This is a genomic window from Kitasatospora sp. NPDC096204 (assembly GCF_044763205.1).
In the GTDB taxonomy this organism is placed as follows: domain Bacteria; phylum Actinomycetota; class Actinomycetes; order Streptomycetales; family Streptomycetaceae; genus Kitasatospora.
On sequence record NZ_JBIWFT010000008.1, the window covers coordinates 62,482 to 88,848 of the forward strand.

Annotated in this window: 22 protein-coding genes; 14 read left to right on the plus strand and 8 right to left on the minus strand. The window is 73.3% G+C overall.

Annotated features, from left to right (window positions below; all coding sequences use genetic code 11):
• Nucleotides 1–125 precede the first annotated feature (125 nt).
• Together ACIQ87_RS11000 and ACIQ87_RS11005 are read left to right on the plus strand one after the other, a co-directional pair.
• Nucleotides 126–365 (plus strand): chaplin, encoded by a 240-nt coding sequence (locus ACIQ87_RS11000; protein WP_402404762.1) that lies wholly within the window; start codon nt 126–128, stop codon nt 363–365.
• Nucleotides 366–647: 282 nt separating this feature from the next.
• Complete coding sequence (locus tag ACIQ87_RS11005; protein ID WP_402404765.1) at nt 648–1,574, plus strand: chaplin; 927 nt, start codon at nt 648–650, stop codon at nt 1,572–1,574.
• A gap of 202 nt (nt 1,575–1,776) precedes the next feature.
• Here the strand turns inward: ACIQ87_RS11005 and ACIQ87_RS11010 are convergent, their stop codons facing one another.
• Nucleotides 1,777–1,983: a DUF5703 family protein gene (locus tag ACIQ87_RS11010; RefSeq protein ID WP_360261758.1), complete on the minus strand. Its 207-nt coding sequence runs from the start codon at nt 1,981–1,983 to the stop codon at nt 1,777–1,779.
• A gap of 368 nt (nt 1,984–2,351) precedes the next feature.
• Here ACIQ87_RS11010 and ACIQ87_RS11015 point away from each other — a divergent pair, with 368 nt between their 5' ends.
• Nucleotides 2,352–2,957, plus strand: coding sequence for a hypothetical protein (locus ACIQ87_RS11015; protein ID WP_402404768.1), 606 nt, complete (start codon nt 2,352–2,354; stop codon nt 2,955–2,957).
• Between the two features lie 67 nt (nt 2,958–3,024).
• On the opposite strand, the gene ACIQ87_RS11020 is transcribed toward ACIQ87_RS11015, so the two are convergent.
• Both ACIQ87_RS11020 and ACIQ87_RS11025 read right to left on the minus strand, forming a co-directional pair.
• Nucleotides 3,025–5,199 (minus strand): helix-hairpin-helix domain-containing protein, encoded by a 2,175-nt coding sequence (locus tag ACIQ87_RS11020; RefSeq protein ID WP_402404771.1) that lies wholly within the window; start codon nt 5,197–5,199, stop codon nt 3,025–3,027.
• 59 nt (nt 5,200–5,258) lie between these two features.
• A complete protein-coding gene (locus tag ACIQ87_RS11025; protein ID WP_402404774.1) occupies nt 5,259–6,239 on the minus strand; it encodes an aldo/keto reductase in 981 nt (326 codons plus the stop codon).
• A 251-nt stretch (nt 6,240–6,490) separates the two neighbouring features.
• On the opposite strand from ACIQ87_RS11025, the gene ACIQ87_RS11030 reads away from it, so the two are divergent.
• Nucleotides 6,491–7,537, plus strand: coding sequence for an LLM class F420-dependent oxidoreductase (locus tag ACIQ87_RS11030; RefSeq protein WP_402404777.1), 1,047 nt, complete (start codon nt 6,491–6,493; stop codon nt 7,535–7,537).
• Nucleotides 7,538–7,581: 44 nt separating this feature from the next.
• Here ACIQ87_RS11030 and ACIQ87_RS11035 read toward each other — a convergent pair whose 3' ends face one another.
• Entirely contained in the window at nt 7,582–8,562 is a 981-nt protein-coding gene (locus tag ACIQ87_RS11035) for a magnesium and cobalt transport protein CorA (RefSeq protein ID WP_402404780.1), read from the minus strand.
• 124 nt (nt 8,563–8,686) lie between these two features.
• Here ACIQ87_RS11035 and ACIQ87_RS11040 point away from each other — a divergent pair, with 124 nt between their 5' ends.
• The 6 genes from ACIQ87_RS11040 (at nt 8,687) to mshC (ending at nt 14,523) form a co-directional block, all read left to right on the plus strand.
• Nucleotides 8,687–9,379, plus strand: a complete 693-nt coding sequence (locus ACIQ87_RS11040; protein ID WP_402404783.1) for an MSMEG_4193 family putative phosphomutase — start codon at nt 8,687–8,689, stop codon at nt 9,377–9,379.
• 195 nt (nt 9,380–9,574) lie between these two features.
• The gene (locus ACIQ87_RS11045) at nt 9,575–10,141 is read left to right on the plus strand and encodes a DUF3090 domain-containing protein (RefSeq protein WP_402404786.1); all 567 of its coding nucleotides are present in this window, start codon (nt 9,575–9,577) and stop codon (nt 10,139–10,141) included.
• Between the two features lie 44 nt (nt 10,142–10,185).
• On the plus strand, nt 10,186–10,983 hold the full coding sequence (locus ACIQ87_RS11050) for an SCO1664 family protein (RefSeq protein ID WP_402405139.1): 798 nt from the start codon (nt 10,186–10,188) through the stop codon (nt 10,981–10,983).
• Nucleotides 10,984–11,218: 235 nt separating this feature from the next.
• The gene (locus ACIQ87_RS11055) at nt 11,219–12,097 is read left to right on the plus strand and encodes an AraC family transcriptional regulator (protein WP_402404788.1); all 879 of its coding nucleotides are present in this window, start codon (nt 11,219–11,221) and stop codon (nt 12,095–12,097) included.
• A 126-nt stretch (nt 12,098–12,223) separates the two neighbouring features.
• Nucleotides 12,224–13,051 carry a carbohydrate-binding protein gene (locus ACIQ87_RS11060; RefSeq protein WP_402404791.1) on the plus strand — a complete coding sequence of 276 codons (828 nt, stop codon included), beginning with the start codon at nt 12,224–12,226 and terminating at the stop codon, nt 13,049–13,051.
• 242 nt (nt 13,052–13,293) lie between these two features.
• Nucleotides 13,294–14,523, plus strand: a complete 1,230-nt coding sequence (mshC, locus tag ACIQ87_RS11065) for a cysteine--1-D-myo-inosityl 2-amino-2-deoxy-alpha-D-glucopyranoside ligase (protein WP_402404794.1) — start codon at nt 13,294–13,296, stop codon at nt 14,521–14,523.
• Nucleotides 14,524–14,594: 71 nt separating this feature from the next.
• Here mshC and ACIQ87_RS11070 read toward each other — a convergent pair whose 3' ends face one another.
• Together ACIQ87_RS11070 and ACIQ87_RS11075 are read right to left on the minus strand one after the other, a co-directional pair.
• Nucleotides 14,595–15,551, minus strand: coding sequence for a PAC2 family protein (locus tag ACIQ87_RS11070; protein WP_402404796.1), 957 nt, complete (start codon nt 15,549–15,551; stop codon nt 14,595–14,597).
• Nucleotides 15,552–15,872: 321 nt separating this feature from the next.
• Entirely contained in the window at nt 15,873–16,976 is a 1,104-nt protein-coding gene (locus tag ACIQ87_RS11075) for a hypothetical protein (RefSeq protein WP_402404799.1), read from the minus strand.
• Between the two features lie 143 nt (nt 16,977–17,119).
• Between ACIQ87_RS11075 and metH the strand changes: the two genes are divergently transcribed.
• The 3 genes from metH to ACIQ87_RS11090 all read left to right on the plus strand — a co-directional run bounded on the left by metH (nt 17,120) and on the right by ACIQ87_RS11090 (nt 23,303).
• Nucleotides 17,120–20,632: a methionine synthase gene (gene metH / locus ACIQ87_RS11080; RefSeq protein WP_402404802.1), complete on the plus strand. Its 3,513-nt coding sequence runs from the start codon at nt 17,120–17,122 to the stop codon at nt 20,630–20,632.
• Between the two features lie 140 nt (nt 20,633–20,772).
• Nucleotides 20,773–21,477: an HAD family hydrolase gene (locus ACIQ87_RS11085; protein ID WP_402404805.1), complete on the plus strand. Its 705-nt coding sequence runs from the start codon at nt 20,773–20,775 to the stop codon at nt 21,475–21,477.
• 221 nt (nt 21,478–21,698) lie between these two features.
• Entirely contained in the window at nt 21,699–23,303 is a 1,605-nt protein-coding gene (locus ACIQ87_RS11090) for an ABC transporter substrate-binding protein (RefSeq protein ID WP_402404807.1), read from the plus strand.
• A gap of 106 nt (nt 23,304–23,409) precedes the next feature.
• Here ACIQ87_RS11090 and ACIQ87_RS11095 read toward each other — a convergent pair whose 3' ends face one another.
• A complete protein-coding gene (locus ACIQ87_RS11095; RefSeq protein ID WP_049650980.1) occupies nt 23,410–24,081 on the minus strand; it encodes a response regulator transcription factor in 672 nt (223 codons plus the stop codon).
• Complete coding sequence (locus tag ACIQ87_RS11100; protein ID WP_402404810.1) at nt 24,082–24,981, minus strand: RecB family exonuclease; 900 nt, start codon at nt 24,979–24,981, stop codon at nt 24,082–24,084.
• Nucleotides 24,982–25,146: 165 nt separating this feature from the next.
• On the opposite strand from ACIQ87_RS11100, the gene ACIQ87_RS11105 reads away from it, so the two are divergent.
• Complete coding sequence (locus ACIQ87_RS11105) at nt 25,147–26,358, plus strand: site-2 protease family protein (protein WP_402404814.1); 1,212 nt, start codon at nt 25,147–25,149, stop codon at nt 26,356–26,358.
• The last annotated feature ends 9 nt before the right edge of the window (nt 26,359–26,367 follow it).

Here is a 26,367-nt window from a genome sequence, read left to right on the forward strand (position 1 = left end):
CTGATCATTTGTGCGAGACCTCACCGTTGCGGGTGAATGGGAGATCCGTTCCGTACCCCGTTTGCCGCAGCGTCGTTCATCCCTGTGCAGCCCGCCGAACGGGTTGCGTTGTCCATACAGGAGGAATGATGAAGGTCAAGAAGATCGCCGCTGTCACCGCCGCCACCGGTGGCCTGGTGCTCGCCGCCGCCGGCGTCGCGTCGGCTCACGCCAGCGCCGAGGGTGTGGCCGCCGGTTCCCCGGGTGTCCTGTCCGGCAACCAGATCCAGGTCCCGGTGCACATCCCGGTCAACGTCTGCGGCAACACCATCAACGTCGTCGGGCTGCTGAACCCGGCGTTCGGCAACTACTGCGCCAACGTCTGAGTCGACCTCCGGGCCGGCGAGGCCTGTTGAGTCGACTCGATCCGGCCCCCGGGCGGTGGACGCGCCGCACCGGGGGCGTTCGCGTCCCCGACGGATACACGGGGCCCGACACAATCGCTCGATCGGGTGAAGCCGATTCGTTCGACTCAACCTCCCCGTTGGCCCCTCGTTAACTCGTGTGCAGTCGAAGCCCTTGCGTGATTTACGGATCCATCGAAATTCCGACTTTTTTGAAGGTTCACGTCAAGGTCGACACGTCGTCTCGAAATGTCAGGGGAAAACATGAGGAATGTAGCCAAGAAGGGGATCCTCACGGCCGTGGCCACCGGCAGTGTGCTGGCCTCGACCGCCGGCTACGCCTACGCGGGGGGAACCGAGGCACAGGGGGTCGCCGCCGGTTCGGCAGGCGTCGTCTCGGGCAACTCGGTGCAGGTGCCGATCGAGGTGCCGATCAACGCCTGCGGCAACACGCTCGACGTGGTCGGCCTGCTGAACCCGTCCTTCGGCAACCACTGCGCCAACGTCAACGGCGGTGGGGGCCACCAGGCGTCCAAGCCCTCGCAGGGCGGCCTGCCCGGCGGCTCGGGCGCCACCGGCGGCGGCCAGACCGGCAGCGGCACCGGCGGTTCCGGCCCCACCGGGATTCCGGGCACCAGCGGGATCCCCGGCACCAGTGGGGTTCCGGGTACGAGCGGGATTCCCGGCACCACCGGAGTCCCCGGCACCACGGGCATCCCGGGTACCGCCGGCATCCCGGACGCCGCCACGGTGCCGGGTGCGAGTGCCTCGGGTGTCGCCGCCAACTCGCCGGGCGTGCTCTCCGGCAACAGCGTCCAGGCGCCGGTCGACGTCCCGGTCAACGCCTGCGGCAACTCGGCGAACGTGGCCGGCGTCGGCAACCCGGCCTTCGGCAACGAGTGCGCCAACGTCGAGCAGGCCGTCGCGGTCACCCCGGCCCCGCCGGCCGAGGGCTGCGCCGAGGCCTGCCCGACCCCGCCGCAGGTCTCCGCCGAGGAGGTGCCGAACGTCGCGCGCACCGGCGCTCCGGACACCGCCGCCGAGACCGCCGTCGCGGCGCCCGCCGCGGCTCCGGCCGCTCAGCTGGCCTCCACCGGCGCCGGGAACGTCGAGCTGCTCGGGGCCGCCGGTCTCGCGCTGCTGCTCGGCGGCGGCGTGCTCTACCGCCGGGCCCGCGCCGGCGCCCGCTGACGCGCTCGGTCGGGGATCGGGGCCCGTCCTCGGACTCACGCCCTCGGGGCGAGTCCGAGGACGGGCCCTGCGGCATGCGCCGAACCAGGGCCGGGTGCACCGGCCGTGGGAACGGCACACCCGCGGGCGCCGGGTGAACGGGCGGCCGCGGGTGCGTGAAACCCCGGTGTGGGTTCCGCCAGGGGGCGCGGTGCCCCGCCGGTCACCAGCTCCGGACCTGCCGGATGATCCGCCGCTTCAGTCGGACCGTCCGGCTGCCGTCGGGGAACAGCCTGAGCCGGTCGAGCTCCCAGTGCCCGTACTCGGCGTGCTCGGTGAGCAGTTGGCGCGCCGCGTTGCGCGTGGTGCCGCGCGGCATGCGCAGGGACTGGTACTCGTACTCCGGCTGCCGGACCGGCTTCCGTGGGATCAAAACGCTCCTCCTGGGGATCACCTGAAGGGCAAGCCTACGGCCTGCCCCGGACGGGCGGCCCGGGTGTTTCCGGCCGTCCTCCCGCGGGGGAGCGGCGGCCCGAAGGGGTGCCACCCGGGCCCGTCGACTGACAGTGGATCAGTCCCGTTGCCGCCGTGGAGGGGATACCCCGATCCCGGCGCGCGAAGCGGCATCCGGACGGCCCCGGCGGGCCCGGTGCGCGCCCTCCGCGCCCGTTTCGCGCCGGTGCCGTGCGAGGACGAAACGCCATGGATCGGACATCAGGGGGGAAGTTGCGGTGAAATCGCGGGTGTAGATGACAACCGCTGTGCGTACCGGCGTCGCGGGGAGATAGCGTCTGCACCATGTCTGATGCCGCGCAGCCCACCATTGCCGAGGTACGCGCCGCCGCTGAGGCGGTCAAGGCCGCCATCGACCGTCATCTGGAAGCGGTGTCAAGCCCCAACGCAGCCGATGATCCCGCCGTCTCCGCCGCCTACGAGCAGCTCGCGACGGCGGCCATCGCCTACGACCAGCTCCTGTACGAGGCCTACGACGAGGTCACGCCCTTCGAGATCCCGGGGGACGAGGGCCCCGGCGGGTATCACGGCCCCGAACAGCCCGAGGCGATCAGCGTGTTGATCCGCCGCGACTACCACGTCGTCGATCCCAAGCGGCTGCGTGCCCAGGCCGAGCGGCTGGACGAGTCGCTGACCCCGGGCGGGGCCGGCGCGGGCGGGGTGAACGCCGCGATCGGCGTGCTGTTCGGCGAGTACGAGCCCGACGAGATCGCGGCCCGCAGCGAGGAGTTCGGCCTGGAGGAGGCCGACTCGACGCTCTGGGTCGCGGCCGCCGAGCCGACCGAGCCGGGCGAGTGGCTGCCGGAACCCTTCGAGCACGCCGATCCGCAGCTGCTGATCTGCCGGTTCGACGTGAGCGAGGTCTACGACGACGAGGACTCGGACGACTGACGCCGTCCGGAAGACGGCCGACGGGCGGGCCCGGGATCACCGGGGCCCGCCCGTCGTGCGTCGCGCCTCAGTACTCCGAGGCCGCGGTGTTCTCGGCGAGGACCGCCCGCAGGCGGGTGGTGCGCGGCTGCGCCTGACGCTCGGCGACGGCCTGGGCAAGCGCCGGGCCCGCCGCGTGCACCACGGACAGGTGCCGCTCGCCGCGGCCGAAGGCGGTGTAGACCCACTGCCGGGTGAGGGCGGGGGCGGCGTCCTCCGGGAGCACCACCACCGCGCCCGGCCAGCGCCGGCCGAGGGCCTGGTGGACGGTCAGCGCCCAGCCGTGCCGCAGCCGGGCGGCCTCGGCGGGCGGGACGGTCCGGCGCGAGCCGTCCGCGTACTCCAGGTGCAGACCGGTGGCGTCGCCGTCCAGCACCCGGGCCGGGCGGGTGACGCCGGGGGCGGGGGAGTCGACGACCCGGTCACCCGGGTCGAAGCCGCCGAACCGGCCGGGGCCGGGGTTGAGCCTGGCCTTGGCGGCGGCGTTCAGCGCGCGGGTGCCGGCCGGGCCGCCGTGGCCCGGGGTGAGCAGCACCACCTGCTCGACCGGGATGCCCAGCGCGCGCGGGATGGAGTCGGTGAGCAGCTGGACGGCCCGGTGGACGGCCTCGCCGGCGTCCTTGGCGGTCAGGATGACCACCTCCTTGTCCGGCGCCTCGACCGGCTGGAGCTCGCCGATGCCGACACCGGAGACCAGCTCGCCGATCGGGCCGAAGTCCGGGGTGCGGGAGGCGACCGCCGGGCAGGCCTTGGCGGCCAGCAGGTCGGCGAAGAACCGGCCGGGGCCGGCCGACCAGAGCTGGCCCGGGTCGCCGCTGAGCACCAGTCGGGTGCCGTCGGCCAGCGACTCCAGGACGGTGGCGGCCAGTTCGACGTCCAGCAGCGGGGCGTCCAGCACGACCAGCAGGTCGAGGGCGAGCGTGCCGTCCGGGGCGCGGCCGGGGCCGGCGGCACCGGAGAGCAGGTCGGCGAGGGTGACCACGGGGGCCTCGCCGCCGGCGCCCGGGCCGGCGAGTGCGGCGAGCGAGTCCCGGCCCTGGTCGGTCCAGGTGGCGGCCCAGGCCCGCAGCCCGAGGCCGCGGGCGGTGGTGACCAGCGCGGCCGGCTCGGCGCGGGCCGCCTCGCCGCCGGTGTGCAGCACCAGGGCGTGTTCCGCGACCGCCTTGACCAGGGCGGTCGCGGAGGAGGACGGCGCGGCCCCGGCGGCGGCCGCCCAGGCGGTCGGGCCGGGGTCGACGGGGGGCTGCTCGGCGGAGTCCTCGGCGGGGACGGCCGCTTCGCCGTCCCCGTCCTCGGTCTCCTCGGCCCCCTCGGTCTCCTCGGTCTCCTCGGAGTCCCCGGCCTCCTGCGGGTCCTCGCCCGGCACGAAGGTGGCCATCAGCTGGAGCAGCTTCTCGGCGAGGCTGTCCTCGGCCATCGCCAGCCCCTCCAGCGCGAGCAGCGTCCGGGTCGGCACCTCGTCCTCGTCGCCGCCCGCCGCGTGCGCCTCGGCGCCGGTCAGCTCCTCCTGGAAGGGCAGCACCCGCCCGTCCGCGACGGCGGCCTGGATCGCGGCGGCCGGGTCGGGCATCCGGAGCCGGGTGAGCCCGGCCGCGACCTCGGGCAGTTCCAGGGCCGAGTGCCCGCGCAGTGCCGCCTGCTCCAGCAGCCACGGCACCAGTGCCCGGGCGCGGCGCTCGTCGCCCGGGGCGGCTTCGGGGCCGAGCAGCTTCTGGGCGAAGCCGTCCGCGTGCTCGGGCCGGACGCCGGGCAGGCCCAGCACCGCCCACGGGTCGTCGCGCAGCCGCTCCGGGGCCTCCTCGCCGAGCGCGGCCACGGCGGCGGCCGCCAGCTCGGCCGGGGCGCCGCCGGCGGCCAGCACCTCGGCGGTGGCGCGCAGCGCGTCGCCGTGCTGCCGCTCGGGCACCGGGGCGGCCGGGGCGGCCACTGCGGGAGCCTGCGGTCCCGATGCGGCAGGTCCGGACGCGGCGGGTCCCGAGGCGGTGGGCCCTTCCTCCGCGGGCCCCGGCGTCTGCGGCCCCGACGCCTGCGGCGCGGGGATCCGTGCGGCCGGGGCCCCCAGGACCGTAGCCCCGGGCGTGGGCCCCTGGGCGGCGATCTCCCGCATCCGCCGTGCCACCTCGGCGACCTTCGCGGCCTTCTCCTCCGGGGTCAGCTGGGCCCCGTCGGTCACCTCCGGAGCGCCGTTCCCCGTGTCAGTCATCGTCGTCCGCTCCAAAGGTCACTCCACTGCAGGTTCTGCTCGACAACCCGGGCCTGGGGTCACAGCTCGGTCCACCCCTGGTCCGGGTAGTGGTGCACCGGCGACGAGATGTCGTCCAGCGCGCCACGGATCTCATCCGGAAGCGTAAGCGCCTCCACCGACAGCGCCGCCTGCAGCTGGACCACCGTCCGGGCCCCGACCAGGGCGCTCGCGACCCCGGGCCGGTCCCGGACCCAGGCCAGCGCGACCTCCAGCGGGGTGCTGGCGAGGCCGTCGGCGGCGGTGGCGAGGGCGTCCACGATCCGCCGTGAGCGTTCGCCGAGGTAGGGCTGGACGAACCCGGTCAGGTACGGCGAGGCGCCGCGCGAGTCCTGCGGGATGCCGTGCCGGTACTTGCCGGTGAGCACGCCGCGCCCGAGCGGCGAGCCGGCCAGCACCCCGACCCCGGCGTCCCGCGCGGCGGGCAGGGCCTCCCGCTCGATGCCGCGCTGGAGCAGCGAGTACTCCAGCTGCGCCCCGGCCAGCGGCACCCGTCCGTGGTGGGCGTACTGCCAGGTGGCGGCCTTGGCGAGCTGCCAGCCGCTGAAGTCGCAGACCCCGACGTAGCGGGCGCGCCCGGAGGAGACGGCGATGTCGAGGGCGCTGAGCGTCTCCTCGACCGGGGTGCCAGGGTCGAAGGAGTGCACCTGCCACAGGTCGACGTGGTCGGTGCCGAGCCGGCGCAGCGAGGCGTCCAGGGCGGCGAGCAGGTGGCCGCGCGAGCCGTCGAAGCGGCGGGCGGACTCGGGGGCGCTGCCGGCCTTGGTGGCGATGACGAGTTCGGAGCGCGGGATCAGGTTGTCGGTGAGCCGGGAGATCAGGTACTCCGCGCCGCCGTCCGCGTACACGTCGGCGGTGTCGACCAGGTTGCCGCCGGCGTCGACGAACTCCTTGAGCTGCTCCGCGGCCTCCTGCTCGTCGGTGTCCCGGCCCCAGGTCATGGTGCCGAGGCCGAGCCGGGAGACCTGCAGGCCGGTACGGCCGAGGTGACGCTTTTCCATCGGACGGGCCCTTCACTGGCCGGTGGCCCCGGGAGGCCCGGCAGCCGTGCAAACGCGCAGGTGGGGAGAGTGCGCCCCACCCCGGCTGAGCGTAGCGGCCGGTACCCGGACAGGGGTGCAGACCCGCAGAACGATCACTGCGGCACGAACCCGCGCGACTGTGACCCAGACCACCCCTACCCGTCAGTAGCATGTCCGGCGCGGGCGCGGTTACCCTCGCCACAACCCCAACCCACTGGAAGGTGCGGCAGATGCGACTCGGGATCAACCTCGGCTACTGGGGACTCGGTATGGACGCCGACAACATCGCCGTGGCCCAGGAGGCGGACCGGCTCGGTTACTCCGTCTGCTGGGCGGCGGAGGCGTACGGCTCGGACGCCGCGACGGTGCTCAGCTTCGTCGCCGCGAAGACCGAGCGGATCGACGTCGGCTCGGCCATCTTCCAGATCCCGGCCCGTACCCCGGCGATGACGGCGATGACCGCCGCCACCCTGGACACCCTGTCCGGCGGCCGGTTCCGGCTCGGCCTCGGCGTCTCCGGCCCGCAGGTGTCCGAGGGCTGGTACGGCGTGAAGTTCGACAAGCCGCTCGCCCGCACCCGCGAGTACGTGGAGATCATCCGCAAGGCGATGTCCCGCGAGCGCCTGGTGCACGAGGGCGCCAACTGGACACTGCCGCTGCCCGGCGGCCCCGGCAAGCCGATCAAGCTCACCGTGCACCCGGTGCGCGAGCACATCCCGCTGTACATCGCCGCGATCGGCCCGAAGAACCTGGAGCTGACCGGCGAGATCGCCGACGGCTGGCTCGGCATCTTCTTCTCGCCCGAGCACTCCGCGCTCTCCCTCGACCCGCTGACGGCGGGCCGCGCCAAGGCCGGGAAGACGCTGGAGGGCTTCGACCTCTGCCCGACGGTGAACCTCGCCGTCGGCGAGGACATCAAGGCCGGGGTCGACGGCCTGCGCTCCTACGCCGCGCTCTACATCGGCGGCATGGGCAGCAAGGAGAAGAACTTCTACAACCAGCTCGCCCGGCGGATGGGCTACGAGCAGGCCGCCGACGAGGTCCAGGAGAAGTACCTGGCCAGGGACTACGCGGGCGCCGCGGCCGCCGTCCCGCACGACCTGATCGACGCCACCTCGCTGATCGGCGACACCGCCCGGATCGCCGCCCGGATGCAGGCCTACGCCGACGCCGGCGTCACCACGCTCACCCTGGCCCCGTCCGGCTTCACCCTGGACGAGCGGATCCGGGCGCTGCGCACCGGTGTCGAGGCGCTGGAGCGCGCCGGCCTGGCCTGACCGGCCCCACCGGTCGGGCCTGGGCGGCCGGTGGGCGGGCGGCACTACAGCCAGTCGTGCCGCTTGAACACCCGGTGCAGCACCAGGCAGACCACCAGCATCAGCACCAGCACCGCCGGGTACCCCCAGACCTGGTGCAGCTCGGGCATGTGCTCGAAGTTCATCCCGTAGATGCCCGCGATCATCGTCGGCACGGCGGCCAGCGCCGCCCAGGCCGAGATCTTCCGCATGTCGTTGTTCTGCTGGACGCTGACCTGCGCCAGGTTGGCGTTCAGGATGTCGGACAGCAGCCGGTCCATGCCCTCCACCTGGTCGTTCACCCGGGCCACGTGGTCGGCGACGTCCCGCAGGTAGGGCGCGGCCTCGGGGCGGACGAAGCGGGTGTCGCGCTCCAGGGCCAGCATCGGCTCCACCAGCGGGCCGACGGCCCGGCGTACGGACATCACCTGGCGCTTGTAGCCGTAGATCCGGCCGGCGGTGTCCCGGCCGACCCGGCCGGGGGAGAAGATGTCCGCCTCCAGCTCGTCCAGGTCGGACTGGAGCGCGGACGCCACGTCCATGTAGCCGTCCACGATGGTGTCGCAGACCTGGTGCAGCACCGAGCTGGGCCCGTAGCGCAGTTGCCCGGAATCCTGTTCCAGGGTGGCCCGCAGGCCGCTGAGCGGGCTGTCCTCGCCGTGCCGGACGGTCATCACGAAGTCCGACCCGAGGAAGACCATCACCTCGCCGACCGTGACGACGTGCCCGCCGGAGTGGTAGCCGAGCGTCTTCAGGGCGACGAACAGCGAGCCCTGGTAGGCCTCCATCTTGGGGCGCTGGTGGGCGCTGACGGCGTCCTCGACGGCCAGCGGGTGCAGCGTGAACTCCTTGCCCACGCGGCCGAGTTCCTCGGCGGTGGGCTCGAACAGGCCTATCCAGACGAAGCCGCCCGGCCCGGCCGCGCGGGCGGCGGCGAGCGCGCCGGCGGGATCCTCGGGGGCCTCGATCCGGTGGCCGTCGTGGTAGGCGGCGCAGTGGACGATCATGGGGGCCATTGTCACCCGGCCGGGGACGTCCGGCACGGAGCCGGGGCAACTCGGCCCACCGGGCGGGACGTCCGGAGGGGAGAGCGGGGCCCATCGCGGGGCCCGGAGGCCGTAGGCTGACCCCATGCCCACGCTGCTGCTCGTCCGTCACGGCCGCTCCACCGCGAACACCGCCGGGATCCTGGCCGGTTGGACGCCCGGCGTGGACCTCGACGACACCGGTCGTGCGCAGGCCGCCGCGCTCGCCGGCCGGCTGGCCGGCATCCCGCTGGTGCAGGCGGTCAGCAGCCCGTTGGAGCGCTGCCGGCAGACGCTGGAGCCACTGCTGGCGGTCCGCCCCGAGCTGGGCCCGGCGGCCGAGGACGAGCGGCTGGGGGAGTGCCACTACGGCGACTGGACCGGCCGGCCGCTGGCCGAGCTGGCCGAGGAGCCGCTCTGGCGTACGGTGCAGGACCACGCCGCGGCGGCCGCCTTCCCCGGTGGGGAGTCGCTGCGCGCGCTGAGCCACCGCACGGTGGACGCGGTGCGCGAGTGGAACCGGAAGATCGCCGCCGAGCACGGCGAGGACGCGGTCTGGGTCGCCTGCTCGCACGGGGACGTGATCAAGGCCGTGGTGGCCGACGCGCTCGGGCTGCACCTGGACCACTTCCAGCGGATCAGCGTCGAGCCCTGTTCGGTCACCGCGATCCGCTACACCCCCCAACGGCCCTTCGTGCTGAGGATGGGCGACACCGGCGACCTCGCCTCGCTCGCTCCCAGGCCCCACCCGGCCGGGGCCACCCCGGCCGGCGACGCGGTGGTCGGCGGCACCGTCTGACCCGCGCCGCGGACGGGCCGCCCGGGGAGGCGCCGTCCGGGCGGCACCGTTCGCTTCCCCGGGTGCCACCCCGCCCGCGGCCGACGGCTCGGCTCCCCGGCCGGAGCCCGAAGGTCGTAGGGTGACTGATGAGTCCATCCGGCCGCGATCCGCCCCTGTGGAACCGCGCCGACCGACACGATCCGGAGCGAGAGCGTGCCCCGTCAGGTCTTCTTCTACGACCAGCCCGAGCGGTTCGTGGCCGGCACCGTCGGCCAGCCCGGTGCCCGGGCGTTCTACCTCCAGGCCAGCGCCCGGGGCCGGATCACCAGCGTGCTGCTGGAGAAGACCCAGGTCGCCGCGCTCGCCGAGCGCATCGAGGAGGTCCTGGACGAGGCGCTGCGGCGCAGCGGCGGGGACGCCGCCATCCCGGCCGCCGCCCCGAAGGACCTGCTCGACACCGCCCCGCTGGACCTCCCGCTGGAGCAGGAGTTCCGGGTCGGCACCATGGCCCTGGCCTGGGACAGCGTGGAGGCCTGCCTGGTGGTCGAGGCGCAGGCGCTGGTCGAGGAGGACGAGGAGGAGGCCGCCGAGGCGGTCTTCGTCGACGACGAGAACGGCCCGGACATGCTGCGGGTGCGGCTGTCCGGCGCGATGGCCAGGGTCTTCGCCAAGCGCGCGCTGGACCTGGTCGCGGCCGGCCGCAAGCCCTGCCCGTTCTGCAACCTTCCGCTCGACCCGGAGGGCCACCTGTGCCCGCGCGCGAACGGCTACCGGCGCTGAACACCGACACTCCGCCGCAGGCCGACCCGTCGGCCGCCGCCGCGCTGGCCGCCGACGCGCCCACCGCCCTCGCGCTGCTGCGCCAGGGCGAGCTGACCGTGCACGGCCGGCTCACCGACGCCTCCAACGCCGCGCTGTACTGCACGGTGGCGCACGGCTCGCTCAGCGCGCAGGCCGTCTACAAGCCGGTGGCCGGTGAACGCCCGCTGTGGGACTTCCCCGACGGCACGCTGGCCGGGCGCGAGGTCGCCGCGTACGAGCTGTCCGCCGCGACCGGCTGGGAGCTGATCCCGCCCACCGTGCTGCGCGAGGGCCCGCACGGGGTCGGCATGGTGCAGCTGTGGGTCGAGCCGGACCCGGGGGCCGAGCCGCTGCTGGCGCTGCAGGACCCGCGCGGCCCGGAGGCGGGCTGGCTGCCGATCGTCCGGGCCGAGGTCGAGGGCGGGCGGACGGCCCTGCTGGTGCACCACGACGACCGGCGGCTGCGCCGGCTCGCCGTCCTGGACGCGGTGCTCAACAACGCCGACCGCAAGGGCGGCCACCTGATCCCGGCCGCCGACGGCCGGGTGTACGGCATCGACCACGGCGTCACCTTCAACACCGAGGACAAGCTGCGCACCCTGCTCTGGGGTTGGGCCGGGGACCCGCTGCCCGCCGAGGCGCTGGAGGTGCTGGCCCGGCTGGCCGAGCAGCTGGACGGGGAGCTGGCCGAGCGGCTCGCCCCGCACCTGACGGCGGCCGAACTGGACGCCACCCGGGCCCGGGTGGCCGGACTGCGCGGCTCCGGCCGGCACCCGCTGCCGCCCGAGGACTGGCCCGCGATCCCCTGGCCGCCGGTGTAACACGTGCCGCCGGTACGACCGGGGCGCCCGCGGGCGCCCCGGTGCTCCGGCTCGGGACCGGGGTCGCGGCCCGCCCGGGCGTTCCGCTCCCGACCGCCCTGGACCACCAGTGGTCTGGACCGGTTCTCGAAAACGGCGACAGATGGTCTGGACCTGTCGCCGGAACAGGTCGCACACTGCTCCGATGGATGTGCGACGGACCACCCCCACCCCCCGAACCACGCCGGACCTGCCGTTGCACCGGTTACAGGTCCCGCTGCCGCACCTGCTCCCCTTCGCCGTCGGCAGTTTCGACGCGATCGGCCCGCTGTCCCGGGCCGGATTCCCGCACCGGCACTCGTTCTACGAGATCGTCCACGTCACCGGCGGCCACGGCGCCCACGCCCTGGACCTCGTCCACCGGCCGCTGGCGCCACCGCAGTTGTGCGTGATCACGCCCGGCCAGGTGCACTACTGGGCGGACACCGAGGAACTGGCCGGCCGGGTCGTCCTGTTCAACGAGGACTTCCTGCTCGGCCACCCCCAGGACCTCGCCGCCCTGCGGGCCCTGGCCACCCGCCCCGCCCTCGCGCTCGGCGAGCAGGCCGACGCGATCGACGCGCTGCTCACCGACATGGAGCACGAGTACCGGACCAGAGCGCCCGGCTACCAGGGGGTGCTGCGGGCCAGTCTGCACATCCTGATCGTCAGGGCACTGCGCGCCTGCGCCCCGGCCGACCGCCCGGCGGTGCCCAGTCGCCCGGCCGAAGTGGCGGCCGCCTTCACCCGGTTGATCGCCCGGCCGGGCGGGGTTCGGCACTCGGTGGCCTCCACCGCGCAGGAACTCGGCGTCTCCCCGGGGCACCTGCAGACCCTGGTGAAGCAGGCCACCGGCCGCACCCCCGGCGGGCTGATCCGCCACCAGCAGACCCTGGAGGCCAAACGTCTGCTCGCCTGCACGGATTTGACGATCCGTCAGGTCGCGAAGGAGGCGGGCTTCGTGGACCCGGCGTACTTCTGCCGGTTCTTCCGCCGGGAGACCGGGATGACCCCGGGGGAGTTCCGGGCCAGGGTCGACGGAAATCACCACGATCCCCGGATCATGTCCATCGCGGCCGCGCCGGACGGCCCGTAACTTTGCTGGTGGCCACCGGTGGCCGGTCCGGCGCGCGCGGACGGGCGATCGGTCCGGCCCTTGTCATGCCCCCACCATGACAAGGGCCGCCCCCACCCCCCCCGCCTCACGAGAAGGAGACGGCGCATGCCCACGCCCGACGGCATGATCAGCCGCAAGACCGTCCTGAAGGCCGCCGCCGCGCTCGGGGCAGCCCCGCTGCTGGTCGGCGGCGGAGTGGCCCTGGCCCGGGACCAGGTCGACAGCGGCGAACCGCTCGCTCTCACCCCCGAGTGCCACGACGGTGACGCCCCCACCGTCGAGCAGATCGAGGGTCCCTACTTCAAGCCCAACTCCCCGCTGCGCGGCTCGATGGTCAACGACGGGCCCGGCACCCACCTGGTCGTCAGCGGCTACGTCTTCGGCCGCGCCTGCCGGCCCATCTCCGGGGTGCTGCTGGACTTCTGGCAGGCCGACAACGGCGGCAACTACGACAACGTCACCTACACCTTCCGCGGCCACCAGTTCACCGACGCCAACGGCGCGTACCGGCTGGACACCATCGTGCCCGGCCTCTACCCGGGCCGCACCCGGCACCTGCACGTCAAGCTCCAGGCCCCCGGCCGCTCGATCGTCACCACCCAGCTGTACTTCCCGGGCGAGCCGCGCAACAGCACGGACAGCATCTACGACCCCCGGCTGCTGATGAACGTCCGCCAGAACGGCCAGACCCGCGAGGCGAGCTTCGACTTCGTGCTGGACGTCCCGCAGACCCCCGGCACGCCGAGCCCCACCCCCACCCCGACCGGCGGGCCCAGCACCCCGCCGCCGGGCGGGACCTGGGCCGCGGGCACCTCGTACCAGGCGGGCGACCGCGTCACCTACTCCGGCGTCTCCTACACCTGCCTCCAGGCGCACACCGCCATGGTGGGCTGGGAGCCGCCGAACGTGCCGGCCCTCTGGCAGCGGTCGTAGCGGCTCCGACCGCGTCCCCCGGGGGCGCCGGGCGCCCGGTCGGCGGCAGGGCCGACCGGGCGCTCACCCGTGCCCGGCGCCGGTCCCGTACGGCACGGCAGGCCCCGTACGGCACGGGCGTCACGCCCGCCGGTTCCGTGCAATACCAGTCGGGAAACAGTCGGGCAACGCCGGGAAGCGAATCCAGTCGATCTTTCGTACTGGTTAGGCTTTCAAATGTTCGCAAGGTTAAAGTTGTTTCCATGCATGCCTGGCCCGCCTCCGAGGTTCCCGCCCTGCCTGGTCAGGGGCTCCCCCTCCGTATCCACGACACCGCAGCGGGCACGGTCCGCGAGGTGGTGCCGCAGGACGGCACCGCCCGGATCTACGTCTGCGGCATCACGCCCTACGACGCGACCCACATGGGCCACGCCGCCACCTACAACGCGTTCGACCTGGTGCAGCGCGTCTGGAAGGACGCCGGCCACGACGTCCTGTACATCCAGAACGTCACCGACGTCGACGACCCGCTGCTCGCCCGCGCGGTCGAGACCGGCCAGGACTGGACCGCCCTGGCCGAGCGCGAGACGGCCCTGTTCCGCGAGGACATGACCGCGCTGCGGATGCTCCCGCCGGCCCACTACATCGGCGCCGTCGAGTCGATCCCGTGGATCGTCCCGATCGTCCAGAAGCTGCTGGCCTCCGGCGCCGCCTACAAGGTGGACGGTGACATCTACTTCTCGGTCGACGCCGACCCGCGCTTCGGCGAGGTCTCCGGTCTCACCCGCGAGGCCATGCGCCCGGTCTTCGCCGAGCGCGGCGGCGACCCGGAGCGCCCCGGCAAGCGCAACCCGCTGGACGCCCTGCTCTGGCTGGCCGCCCGCCCGGGCGAGCCCGCCTGGGACACCGAGCTCGGCCACGGCCGCCCCGGCTGGCACATCGAGTGCGTCGCCATCGCGCTGCAGTACCTCGGCATGTCCTTCGACATCCAGGGCGGCGGCAGCGACCTCTCCTTCCCGCACCACGAGATGGGCGCCGCGCACGCCCAGGTCGCCACCGGCACCCACCCGTACGCCAAGGCGTACGTGCACGCCGGGATGGTCGCCCTGGACGGCCACAAGATGTCCAAGTCCCGCGGCAACCTGGTCTTCGTCTCGGCGCTGCGCCGTGAGGGCGTCGACCCGGCGGCGATCCGCCTGGCGCTGCTCTCGCACCACTACCGCGCGGACTGGGAGTGGACCAAGAGCACCCTGGACGAGGCCGTCGAGCGTCTCGCCCGCTGGCGTGCCGCGGTCTCCCGCCCGGACGGCCCGTCGGCCGAGCGGCTGCTCGCCGAGGTGCGCGAGGCGCTCGCGAACGACCTGGACACGCCCGCCGCGCTGGCCGCGGTCGACCGCTGGGCGGCCGGCCAGGAGGCCGAGGGCGGCACCGACACCGGCGCTCCCGGCCTGGTGACCCGCACCGTGGACGCCCTGCTCGGCGTCGCGCTGTAACCCGCACCCGCACCACACGCCGAAGGGGCGTCAGGACACCTGGTCCTGACGCCCCTTCGGCCGTACGGAGGTCACTCCTCCTCGGCGCCGTCCTGGCCCTCCCGGGCGCCGCCGCCCGGCGTCTCCGGATCGGCAGGGCGCTCCGCCGTGGCGTGCCCGGCCACCGGCTTCTCGCCCGTCGGCCCGACGTTCTCCCGGCGGCGCAGGTAGCGCTCGAACTCGCGGGCGATGGCGTCGCCGGAGGCCTCCGGCAGCTCCGCGGTGTCCTGCGCCTCCTCCAGCTGCTGGACGTACTCGGCCACCTCGCTGTCCTCGGCGGCCAGCTGGTCCACGCCGATCTGCCAGGCCCGGGCGTCCTCGCCGAGCTCGCCCGGCGGGATGCGCAGGTCCAGCAGGTCCTCCAGCTTGTTGATCAGGGCCAGCGTCGCCTTGGGGTTCGGCGGCTGCGAGACGTAGTGCGGCACCGCCGCCCAGAGCGTCACGGCCGGCACCCCGGCGTGGGTGCAGGCCTCCTGGAGCACCCCGACGATGCCGGTCGGGCCCTCGTAGCGGCTCTCCTCCAGGTCCAGCCGGCGGGCCAGCTCGGGGTCGGAGGTGACGCCGCTGACCGGCACCGGACGGCTGTGCGGGGTGTCGCCGAGCAGCGCGCCCAGGATCACCACCAGCTCGACGCCCAGCTCGTGCGCGACGCCCAGCAGCTCGTTGCAGAACGAGCGCCAGCGCATGCTCGGCTCGATGCCGCGGACCAGCACGACGTCCCTGGTCGTCGGTTCCGTCACCCGGATCACCGAGAGCCGGGTGGTCGGCCAGGTGATCCGGCGGATGCCGCCGTCCAGCCAGACCGTGGGCCGGTTGACCTGGAAGTCGTAGTAGTCCTCCGCGTCCAGGGCGGCGAACACCTTGCCGCCCCAGGTCTCGTCCAGGTGCGCCAGAGCCGCGGACGCGGCGTCGCCCGCGTCGTTCCAGCCCTCGAACGCGCAGACCATCACCGGGTCGATCAACTCGGGAACATCTTCCAGCTCGATCACCCAGCGTCTCCCTCCGGTCGGCGGTCGGACCTGCGCCGCCCCGGCTGGCCTGCCGGGGCGCCGACGGGCCGGCTGCCGACTGTCGAACCTCTCGTCTCCCATGGAACGCCTCGCCCCATGGTCCCTACCTGCCCAGCCTACGGGCTTTGATGCGCACCACGGCCGGGCACCGGGACAGTCTGGGGGAGCGGACCGCCGCGATCCACCGGATATCGGCGGGGTCCGGGCCGACGGTCCGTCAGGTGTCCGGCGAGGGCGAAGGGTGTTCGATCGGCGACGCGGCGTGACGGCCGCCCGACCGCGCGGTCCGCCGGGGAGGCGCTACCCGCCCTGCCCCGCCGTCGCCCAGCCCTCGCGGTACGCCGCCCAGTGCTCGGGCAGCGCGGCGAAGTCCACGTACAGCGCGACGCCGAAGTCGGCCCGCCGCCGGTCCTCCCGGCCCAGGCCGAGCCGCACGCCCCGGACGGCGGCCCGGACGGTCTCGGCGTCACCCCGGTGGCCCCACTTGTCGTCCCAGTAGAACGGCAGGCCCATCAGCAGGTCCACGCCGGCCGGGGTGGCCCGCAGGGCGAGCTCGGTCTGTCGGGCGACGTAGCCGCCGTACAGCGGCTCGGTGGGCATCGAGGTGTCGTAGCTCATCACCGCGATCTGGTCGACCCGGCGGGCGGTCTCGGTGAAGTACGCCCGGTCCCACCACTTGCCGTGGCCGGTGAGCAGGATGCCGGCCGTGTGCAGTCCGGGGACGGGGTCGATCTGCGGGGCCGCCACCGACAGCTTGGCGCCGCGGGCCGCGGTGACCGGCCGGACCTGGTCGAGCAGCGCCAGCCAGCCCGCCGAACCGGGGCGGATCGGCTCCATGTCGAAGTGCACGCCGTCGAAGCCGAGGTCCAGCACCTGGCGGGCGGAGGCGGTGACCCGGTCGCGGGTGGGGCCGTCCTCCAGGTCCAGGGCGTCCTTCTCCGGCTTGACCTCGTCACCCAGCCAGCTCTGCACCCGGACGCCGGGCAGCTCCCGGTGCGCGGTGTCGGTGAACCAGCGGGCCCGGGGGTGGACGGAGGGCGGCAGCGAGCCGTCGTGCTCCAGCGGGCCGGTGTGCACGTAGAGGTCCCGGATGCCGGTGCCGGCCAGCTGCCGGCCCAGCTCGGCCACGTCCGCCTCCGTCTTGCGGCCGTCCACCCAGGCGTGGCCGAGCCAGAGCGCGTCCCGCCCCCGGGTGCGGGCGTCGGCGGCGGGCGTGCCGGTGTAGTGCAGTCGGAACACCACGAACACCGAGCCCAGCGCGGCGGCCGGCACGGCCGCCACCAGGGTCAGTACCAGCAGTGCCCGCCGCCACCTGGACCAGGCCCGCCAGCGGTCGCGCAGCGCGCGGAACGGGGCCGTCAGGGCCCGGCCGGCACGCCGCGCGGAGGTCCGGAATCCGGCCACGCGCTCGCTCCCCCCTTGCGTTCGAGCGCTCAGGATACGGAATGCCCCGGCGGGCCGACCCGTGGGCCGGATACCCTGGCCACGTGCGTGCCCGACCAAGCGGGCTCGCAAAGCCGACAGCCGTCGCACCAGGGAGAAGCCCCATGGCCACAGCAGCCACCCCGTCCATCACTCAGCAGAGCCGTGCGAACGCACTGCGTGAGGCCCTCGCCACCCGAGTGGTGGTCGCCGACGGTGCCATGGGCACCATGCTCCAGGCGCAGGATCCGACGCTGGAGGACTTCCAGAACCTCGAAGGCTGCAACGAGGTCCTCAACATCACCCGCCCGGACATCGTCCGGTCCGTCCACGAGGCCTACTTCGGGGTCGGCGTGGACTGCGTGGAGACCAACACCTTCGGCGCCAACTTCAGCGCCCTCGGCGAGTACGAGATCGCGGAGCGGATCTTCGAGCTGTCCGAGTCCGGCGCCCGGATCGCCCGCGAGGTGGCCGACGCCCACGCCGCCGCCGACGGCCGCACCCGCTGGGTGCTCGGCTCGATCGGCCCCGGCACCAAGCTGCCGACCCTCGGCCACGCCCCGTACGAGACGCTGCGCGAGGGCTTCCGGCGGAACGCGGCCGGCCTGATCGCCGGTGGCGCCGACGCGCTGCTGGTCGAGACCAGCCAGGACCTGCTGCAGACCAAGGCCGCGATCCTGGGCTCCAAGCGGGCGCTGGCCGAGGCCGGGCTGGACCTGCCGGTGCTGGTGCAGGTGACGGTGGAGACCACCGGCACCATGCTGCTCGGCTCGGAGATCGGCGCCGCGCTCACCGCGCTGGAGCCGCTGGGCGTGGACTACATCGGCCTCAACTGCGCGACCGGCCCGGCCGAGATGAGCGAGCACCTGCGCTACCTGGCCAAGAACGCCCGGATCGGCCTGTCCTGCATGCCGAACGCGGGCCTGCCGGTGCTCGGCAAGGACGGCGCCCACTACCCGCTGTCCCCGGCCGAACTGGCCGACGCCCACGACGTGTTCACCCGCGAGTACGGGCTCTCGCTGGTCGGCGGCTGCTGCGGCACCACCCCCGAGCACCTGCGCCAGGTGGTCGAGCGGGTCCAGGGCCGCCCGATCGCCCCGCGCGACCCCAGGCCCGAGCCCTCGGCGGCCTCGCTGTACCAGGCGGTGCCGTTCCGTCAGGACACCTCGTACCTGGCGATCGGCGAGCGCACCAACGCCAACGGCTCGAAGAAGTTCCGCGAGTCGATGCTGGCCGGCGACTGGCAGGCCTGCGTGGAGATCGCCCGCGACCAGATCCGGGACGGCTCCCACCTGCTGGACCTCTGCGTCGACTACGTCGGCCGCGACGGCGTCGCCGACATGAAGGAGATCGCCGGCCGGCTGGCCACCGCCTCCACCCTGCCGATCGTGCTGGACTCCACCGAGCCGCCGGTGCTGCAGGCCGGTCTGGAGGCGCTCGGCGGCCGCGCGGTGCTCAACTCGGTCAACTACGAGGACGGCAACGCCCCCGACTCGCGCTTCGGGAGGATCGCCTCGCTGGCCCGTGAGCACGGCGCAGGCCTGATCGCGCTGACCATCGACGAGCAGGGCCAGGCCCGTACCGCCGACACCAAGGTCGCGATCGCCGAGCGGCTGATCGCCGAACTCACCGCCGACTACGGCATCGACGAGGGCTCGATCCTGGTCGACTGCCTCACCTTCACCCTGGCCACCGGTCAGGAGGAGTCCCGCCGGGACGGCATCGAGACCATCGAGGCGATCCGCGAGCTCAAGCGCCGCCACCCGAAGGTGCAGACCACCCTCGGCCTGTCCAACATCTCCTTCGGCCTCAACCCGGCCGCCCGGGTGGTGCTCAACTCCGTCTTCCTGCACGAGTGCGTGGAAGCCGGCCTGGACTCGGCGATCGTGCACGCCTCCAAGATCCTGCCGATCTCCCGCATCCCCGAGGACCAGCGCGAGGCCGCCCTCGACCTGGTCTACGACCGCCGCCGGGACGGCTACGACCCGCTGCAGCGCCTGCTGGAGCTGTTCGAGGGCGTCTCCGCCGCGTCGGTGAAGGCCTCCAAGGCCGAGGAACTGGCCGCGCTCCCGCTGGAGGAGCGGCTGCAGCGCAGGATCATCGACGGTGAGCGGGGCGGCCTGGAGGCCGACCTGGACGAGGCGCTGACCGTCCGCCCGGCGCTGGAGATCATCAACGACACCCTGCTGGCCGGCATGAAGGTGGTCGGCGAGCTTTTCGGGTCCGGCCAGATGCAGCTGCCGTTCGTGCTCCAGTCCGCGGAGGTGATGAAGACCGCGGTGGCCCACCTGGAGCCGTACATGGAGAAGTCCGACAGCGAGGGCAAGGGCACCATCGTGCTCGCCACCGTCAAGGGCGACGTCCACGACATCGGCAAGAACCTGGTCGACATCATCCTGTCCAACAACGGCTACAACGTGGTCAACCTGGGCATCAAGCAGCCGGTCTCGGCGATCCTGGACGCCGCGCAGGAGCACAACGCGGACGTCATCGGGATGTCCGGCCTGCTGGTGAAGTCCACCGTGATCATGAAGGAGAACCTGGAGGAGCTGAACCAGCGCAAGCTGGCCGCCAGCTTCCCGGTGATCCTCGGCGGCGCCGCGCTCACCCGCGCCTACGTCGAGCAGGACCTGCACGAGATCTACGAGGGCGAGGTCCGTTACGCCCGGGACGCCTTCGAGGGCCTGCGGCTGATGGACGCGCTGATCGCGGTCAAGCGCGGCGTGCCCGGCGCGACCCTGCCGGAGCTCAAGCAGCGCCGGCACGCCCGGGTCGAGGTGGAGGAGCCGGAGCCCGAGGTCAACCTCGGCCAGATCCGCTCCGACGTCGCCGTCGACAACACCGTGCCCGTGCCGCCGTTCTGGGGCGACCGGATCGTCAAGGGCATCCCGTTCGCGGACTACGCCTCCTGGCTGGACGAGGACGCGCTGTTCAAGGGGCAGTGGGGGCTGAAGGCCTCCCGCGCCGGTGACGGGCCGTCCTACGAGGAGCTGGTGGAGACCGAGGGCCGGCCGCGGCTGCGGGCCTGGCTGGACCGCCTGCAGACCGAGGGCTGGCTGGAGGCCGCCGTGGTCTACGGCTACTACCCGGCCAACTCCAAGGGCGACGACCTGATCGTCTTCCACGAGGACGGCACCGAGCGCACCCGCTTCACCTTCCCGCGCCAGCGGCGCGGCCGCCGGCTCTGCCTGGCCGACTTCTTCCGCCCGGAGGAGGCCGGGGTGCGGGACGTCGTGGGCCTCCAGGTGGTCACCATGGGCAACCGGATCTCCGAGGCGGCCAACGAGCTGTTCGCCGGCAACTCCTACCGGGACTACCTGGAGCTGCACGGCCTCTCGGTGCAGCTGGCCGAGGCGCTGGCCGAGTTCTGGCACGCGCGGGTCCGCTACGAGCTGGGCTTCTCCGGCGAGGACCCGCAGGACGTCAAGGACATGTTCGCGCTCAAGTACCGCGGCGCCCGCTTCTCGCTCGGCTACGGGGCCTGCCCCGAGCTGGAGGACCGGGCCAAGATCGCCGAGCTGCTGAAGCCGGAGCGGATCGGCGTGGTGCTCTCCGAGGAGTTCCAGCTCCACCCGGAGCAGTCCACCGACGCGATCGTGATCCACCACCCGGAGGCGAAGTACTTCAACGCCCGGTAACTCCCGGTTTCCGTTGCGTTCGCTCTTTCCGGACGAAGCGGGCGTATCCTTGATGATCCTGAACGGGCCGGTCCGCTCACCTGCGGGCCGGCCCGTGCCTTCCCCGGAGACGCTCCGGGCCTGCCGGAAGGACCCCCGCCATGACGACCAGCTCCACCGCCACGCGCATCCTCGACCACGGGGACGACCGCGGGCTCCAGGCGGTGCTGCTGGACATGGACGGGACGCTGGTGGACACCGAGGACTTCTGGTGGCAGGCCGAGGCCTCGCTCTTCGCCGAGCTGGGCCACGAGCTGGACGAGGCGGACCGCGCCCACGTGGTTGGCGGCCCGATGACCAGGGTGATGGAGTACCTGGTCGCCAGGACCGGCGCGGACATCGCGCCGGCGGACCTGGGCGTGCTGGTCAACCAGCGCTTCGTCGACCTGCTGGCCGGCGGCGTGCCGCTCATGCCGGGTGCCGAGCGGCTGCTCAACACCCTTGCCGCGCACGGGATCCCGGCCGCCATGGTGTCCGCCTCGCACCGGCACGTGATCGACATCGTGCTGCGCTCGCTGGGCGCCCACCACTTCGCCTTCACCATCGGCGGGGACGAGGTGCCGCGCACCAAGCCCTTCCCCGACCCGTACCTGGAGGCCGCCCGGCGGCTCGGCGCGGAGCCGGCCCGCTGCGTGGTGATCGAGGACACCCCGACCGGCGTGCGGGCGGGCGAGGCGGCCGGCTGCCCGGTGATCGCGGTGCCCTCGGTGGCGGCGATCGAGCCGGCTCCGGGGCGGCTGGTGCTGCCGTCGCTGGAGCAGGTCGACCTCGATCTGCTGCGCTCCCTGGTCGCCTCTCGGGTGTGATTGTCGTCTCATTGCGACCCGGCCTTACCGGCCGGTAAACGGCCCGACGGGCCTCCGGGTCGAAGTCGCCGGGGGAGAAAACGGGCAATGGCTGACAACTCGTCGGGCGCGCCGTGATGCCCTGAACCGCCGTGTCCCAAACGTCATCAGCGCGGGTATCGGTCGTACGTGTTCGATGTGGCACGCTACTCCAGTTCGTGCCACCCAAAAGGACGCGCCTCGTGAAGACTTCAGCTGAACGCCTGGCAGTACTCGGTTGCGCCGGCCTGGTCGCCGTGTCGGTGGCGGGCTGCGGATCGGTGACCGACGTGGTCAAGGGGGACGGCGGCAAGTCGATCACCATGGGCACCAGTCAGCTGACCGGTGTCCTGGACCCGGCGGCCGCCTACGACGCCGGTTCCTGGCTGCTGCTGCGCAACACCTTCCAGTCGCTGCTCACCTTCCAGGCCGCGGCCAGCTCGCCGTCCCCGGACGCCGCGCAGTCCTGCGAGTTCACCAGCGCCGAGGCCACCGAGTACCACTGCACCCTGAAGCCCGGCCAGAAGTTCTCCAACGGTCACCCGCTGACCGCCCAGGACGTGGTCTTCTCGATCGAGCGCACCAAGAAGATCAACGACCAGACCGGTCCGGTCGAGCTGCTCGACTCGATCAAGTCCGTCGAGGCCAAGGGCGACAACGAGGTGATCTTCCACCTCTCCACGCCCGACGCCACCCTGCCGGCCAAGCTGGCGAGCCCGGTCGGCGCCATCGTGGACCACCAGGTCTACCCCGCGGACAAGGTCGTCCCGAACGACAAGCTGATCGGCTCCGGCCCGTACCGCTTCGACGCGGTCGAGAACCTGAGCGGCGGCAAGCAGCTGGGCAAGGTCGTGATGTCGGCCAACGACAAGTACGGCGGCGAGGCCAAGCTGCGGAACAACAAGTTCACCGTGCGGTTCTTCGACAAGTCGGAGGACCTCAAGGCGGCGCTGGACAAGGGCGAGATCGACCTCACCGACAACAGCCTGGAGCCGAACACCGCCGCCCAGGTCCGCTCCGACCAGCAGGGCGGCAAGACCGACCTCCAGGTGACCGAGGGCGACAGCAACGACACCCGTTCGCTGGTCCTCAACACCAAGGACCCGCTGATGAGCAACGTCGCCGTCCGCCAGGCCGTCGCCCAGATGATGGACCGCAAGGCGCTGGCCCGCGACGTCTTCGCCCGCACCGTCCAGGCGCTCTACTCCATGGTCCCGGCCGGCCTGCCCGGCCACACCACGGCCTTCTTCGACCGCTACGGCGACCAGGACGTGAACAAGGCCAAGAAGATCCTGGCCGACGCCAAGATCCAGACCCCGGTCAAGTTCACCCTCACCTGGTCCCGTTCGCGGGCCGGCAGCAACGAGGCCGAGACGCTGAAGAAGCAGCTGGAGACCGGCGGCCTCTTCCAGGTGACGCTCGTCCAGGAGCCGGACTGGGACTCGTACCGCAAGGGCTGGACCGAGGGCAAGTACCAGGCGTACGTCATCGGTTGGTTCGCCGACTACCCGGACCCGGACAACTACCTCGCCCCGCTGCTGATCAACGGCGGCGCGTACCACCACGGTTGGGACGACCCGCGGATCAGCGGGCGGCTGGTGCCGGAGGGCCTCAAGCAGACCGACCGCAGCGCCGCGGCCTCCACCTACGCGCAGATCCAGGCGATCGAGGCCGAGAACGTGCCGCTGATCCCGCTGTACCAGAACAAGTCCTTCTTCGCGGCCCGCTCGTACGTCACCGGCGTCGAGTCCACCGTCGACACCACCGGCTACTTCCGCTTCTGGGAGATCAGCCGGACCAACAAGTAGCGCCCGCAGCACGGCGGCCCGCCCGCATCCCCGTCGGTACGGGGAGCGGGCGGGCCGCCGTGACGTTTCCGCGGCCCCCAGGAGGTCCCGGGGGCCGCCGGAACCGCTACAGGGCGCCGGGGCGCACCAGCCCGCTCTCGTAGGCGTACACGGCCGCCTGCACCCGGTCGCGCAGCTGCAGCTTGGTCAGCACGTGGCCCACGTGCGTCTTCACGGTCGTCTCGCTGACGAACAGCTCGGCCGCGATCTCCGCGTTCGACAGCCCGCGCGCCACCAGCTTCAGCACCTCCAGCTCGCGCTCCGTCAGCGCGCCCAGCGCCTGCGGCGGCGCCTCGTCGCCCGAGGGCAGCTTGGTGGCGTACATGTCCAGCAGCCGGCGGGTGATGCTCGGCGCCAGCATCGCCGCGCCGTCCGCGACCACCCGGATCGCCTGCACCAGCTCCTCGGCCGGGACGTCCTTCAGCAGGAAGCCGCTGGCGCCCGCGCGCAGCGCCTCCACCACGTACTCGTCGAGGTCGAAGGTGGTCAGCACCAGCACCTTCGCCGGGCCGTCCCGCCCCGGGCCGGCGATCCGGCGGGTCGCCTCGACGCCGTCCATCCTGGGCATCCGGATGTCCATCAGCACCACGTCGGGCTGCAGCGCCCGCACCTGGTCCAGCGCCTGCTGGCCGTCGCCGGCCTCGCCGACCACCACCAGGTCGGACTCGGCCTCCAGGATCATCCGGAAACCGGTGCGCAGCAACGGCTGGTCGTCGACCAGCAGCACTCGGATCGTCACCTAGGACTCCTTGCTCATCGGATCCCCCGTGGGATCGCTCTCGTCCGACGTACGGGCTACCGGCAGCGGGTACGGCGGCGGGGTGCCGCCGAACTCCGGGCAGCTGGCCTGGTGGTCGCACCAGTCGCAGAGGCGGTTGCGGGTGGCCGGGAAGTCCCCGGTGGCCACCGCGTGGCCGATCCGCTCCCACAGCGCCAGGAGCTTGCGCTCCACCGCCAGCAGGTCCGCCTGGTCCGGGTCGTAGCTGACCACGTCCCCGCCGCCACCGAGGTAGACCAGCTGGAGGCGCTTGGGGATCACGCCCTTCCAGCGCCACACCACCAGGGCGTAGAACTTCATCTGGAACATCGCCTTGCCCTCGAAGTCCCGCGAGGGCGCGCGGCCGGTCTTGTAGTCCACCAGCCGGACCTCGCCGGTCGGGGCGACGTCCACCCGGTCGATGTAGCCGCGCAGCAGCAGTCCCGAATCCAGCGCCGTCTCCACGTAGAGCTCCCGCTCCACCGGGTGCAGCCGGGTCGGGTCCTCCAGCCGGAACCACTGGCCGACCAGCTTCTCGGCGTCCGCCAGCCAGCGGGTCAGCGCCGCACCGTCCGGGTCGTCCGGGAACAGCGTGCCCAGCTCCGGGCGCTCGCCCAGCAGCCGCTCCCACTGCGGGCGCAGCAGGCCCAGCGCCCGCTCCGGCGTCCGCTCGGCCGCAGGGCTGTCGAAGAGCCGCTCCAGCACCGCGTGCACCAGCGTGCCCCGGGTCGCCGCCGAGCTCGGCGGCTCGGGCAGCCGGTCGATCACCCGCAGCCGGTACAGCAGGGGACAGGTGAGGAAGTCCCCCGCTCGGGACGGGGAGAGCCCGGTCGGGGGTGCCGCCGGTCGCGCGGTGGCACTGCTGGTCTCGGTGTGCTGCATGGCTACGACCCTATTGCCCTTCGCCGTCATCCCGCTGCCACGGTGCTGCCACGGCCGCCGAGAGTGGGTAGGAAGCTGGAAGCAGGGCCGCGCAGCGCCGGAGGGCCACGATCACGTAGCGTGGGCGCACCGGGCACGACGGGGGAGACGACCGAAGGGATCACGGTGAGCGACAGCAGGGGGCAGCAGTCCTCCGACCAGCCACCGCAGGCGGGCGACGGGCGCCCGGCCGGGCCGCCGCCCGACCGCCGCAGCGGCATCCTGATGGGCCGGCCCTTCGGCGTGCCCGTCTACGTCACCCCCTCCTGGTTCGTCATCGCCGCGCTGATCACCTGGGTGTTCGGCGGACAGCTGGGCGACGTGCTGCCCGACCTCGGCGGTGCCCGCTACCTGGTCGCGTTCTTCTTCGCGGTCGCCTTCTACGCCTCCGTCCTGGTGCACGAGCTCGCCCACACCCTGGTCGCGCTGCGCTACCGGCTGGGAGTGCGGCGGATCCAGCTCCAGTTCTTCGGCGGGGTCTCCGAGATCGAGAACGAGGCGGAGCGCCCCTGGCGGGAGTTCTGGCTGGCCTTCGTCGGCCCGCTGCTCTCGCTGGCGCTCGGCGGCGTGTTCTACCTCGCCGTGCGGGCGGTGGAGCCGTCCACCGTGCCCGGGGTGCTGCTCACCGGCCTGATGGTCTCCAACCTGGTGGTCGCCGCCTTCAACCTGCTGCCCGGCCTGCCGCTGGACGGCGGCCGGATGCTGCGCGCGCTCGTCTGGGCGGTCACCGGCAAGCCGATGGCCGGCACGGTGGCCGCCGCCTGGGTCGGCCGCGGGCTGGCCGTCGCCGTGCTGATCGGCCTGCCGCTGCTCAGCGCCTCCCGCGGGGTCGAGCGCACCACGACCGACACCCTGGTGGACGCGGTGCTGGCCGCGGTGCTCGCCGCGATCATCTGGAACGGCGCCACCGGCAGCCTGCGCAACGCCCGGCTCAAGGAGGTGCTGCCCGGCCTGCGGCTGCGCGAGCTGGCCCGGCGGGCCGTCGAGGTCACCGCCGACACCCCGCTCGGCGAGGCGCTGCGGCGCGCCCGCGAGGCCCAGGCCGGCGCGGTGATCGTGGTCGACGGCCGGGGCGAGCCGATCGCCCTGGTGCGCGAGTCCGCCGTCCGCTCGGTGCCCGAGCACCGCCGCCCCTGGGTGGCCGTCGGACCGCTCGCCCGCGACCTCGAACCCGGCATGCGGCTGGACGCCGACCTCGGCGGTGAGGACCTGCTGCGGGCCGTCCAGGCCACGCCGGCGGGGGAGTACCTGGTGGTCGAGTCGGACGGCCGGGTGTACGGCGTCGCCGCGCTCAGCGACATCGAGCAGCGGCTGACCGCCGCCCTCACCGGCCGCTGACCGACCGGC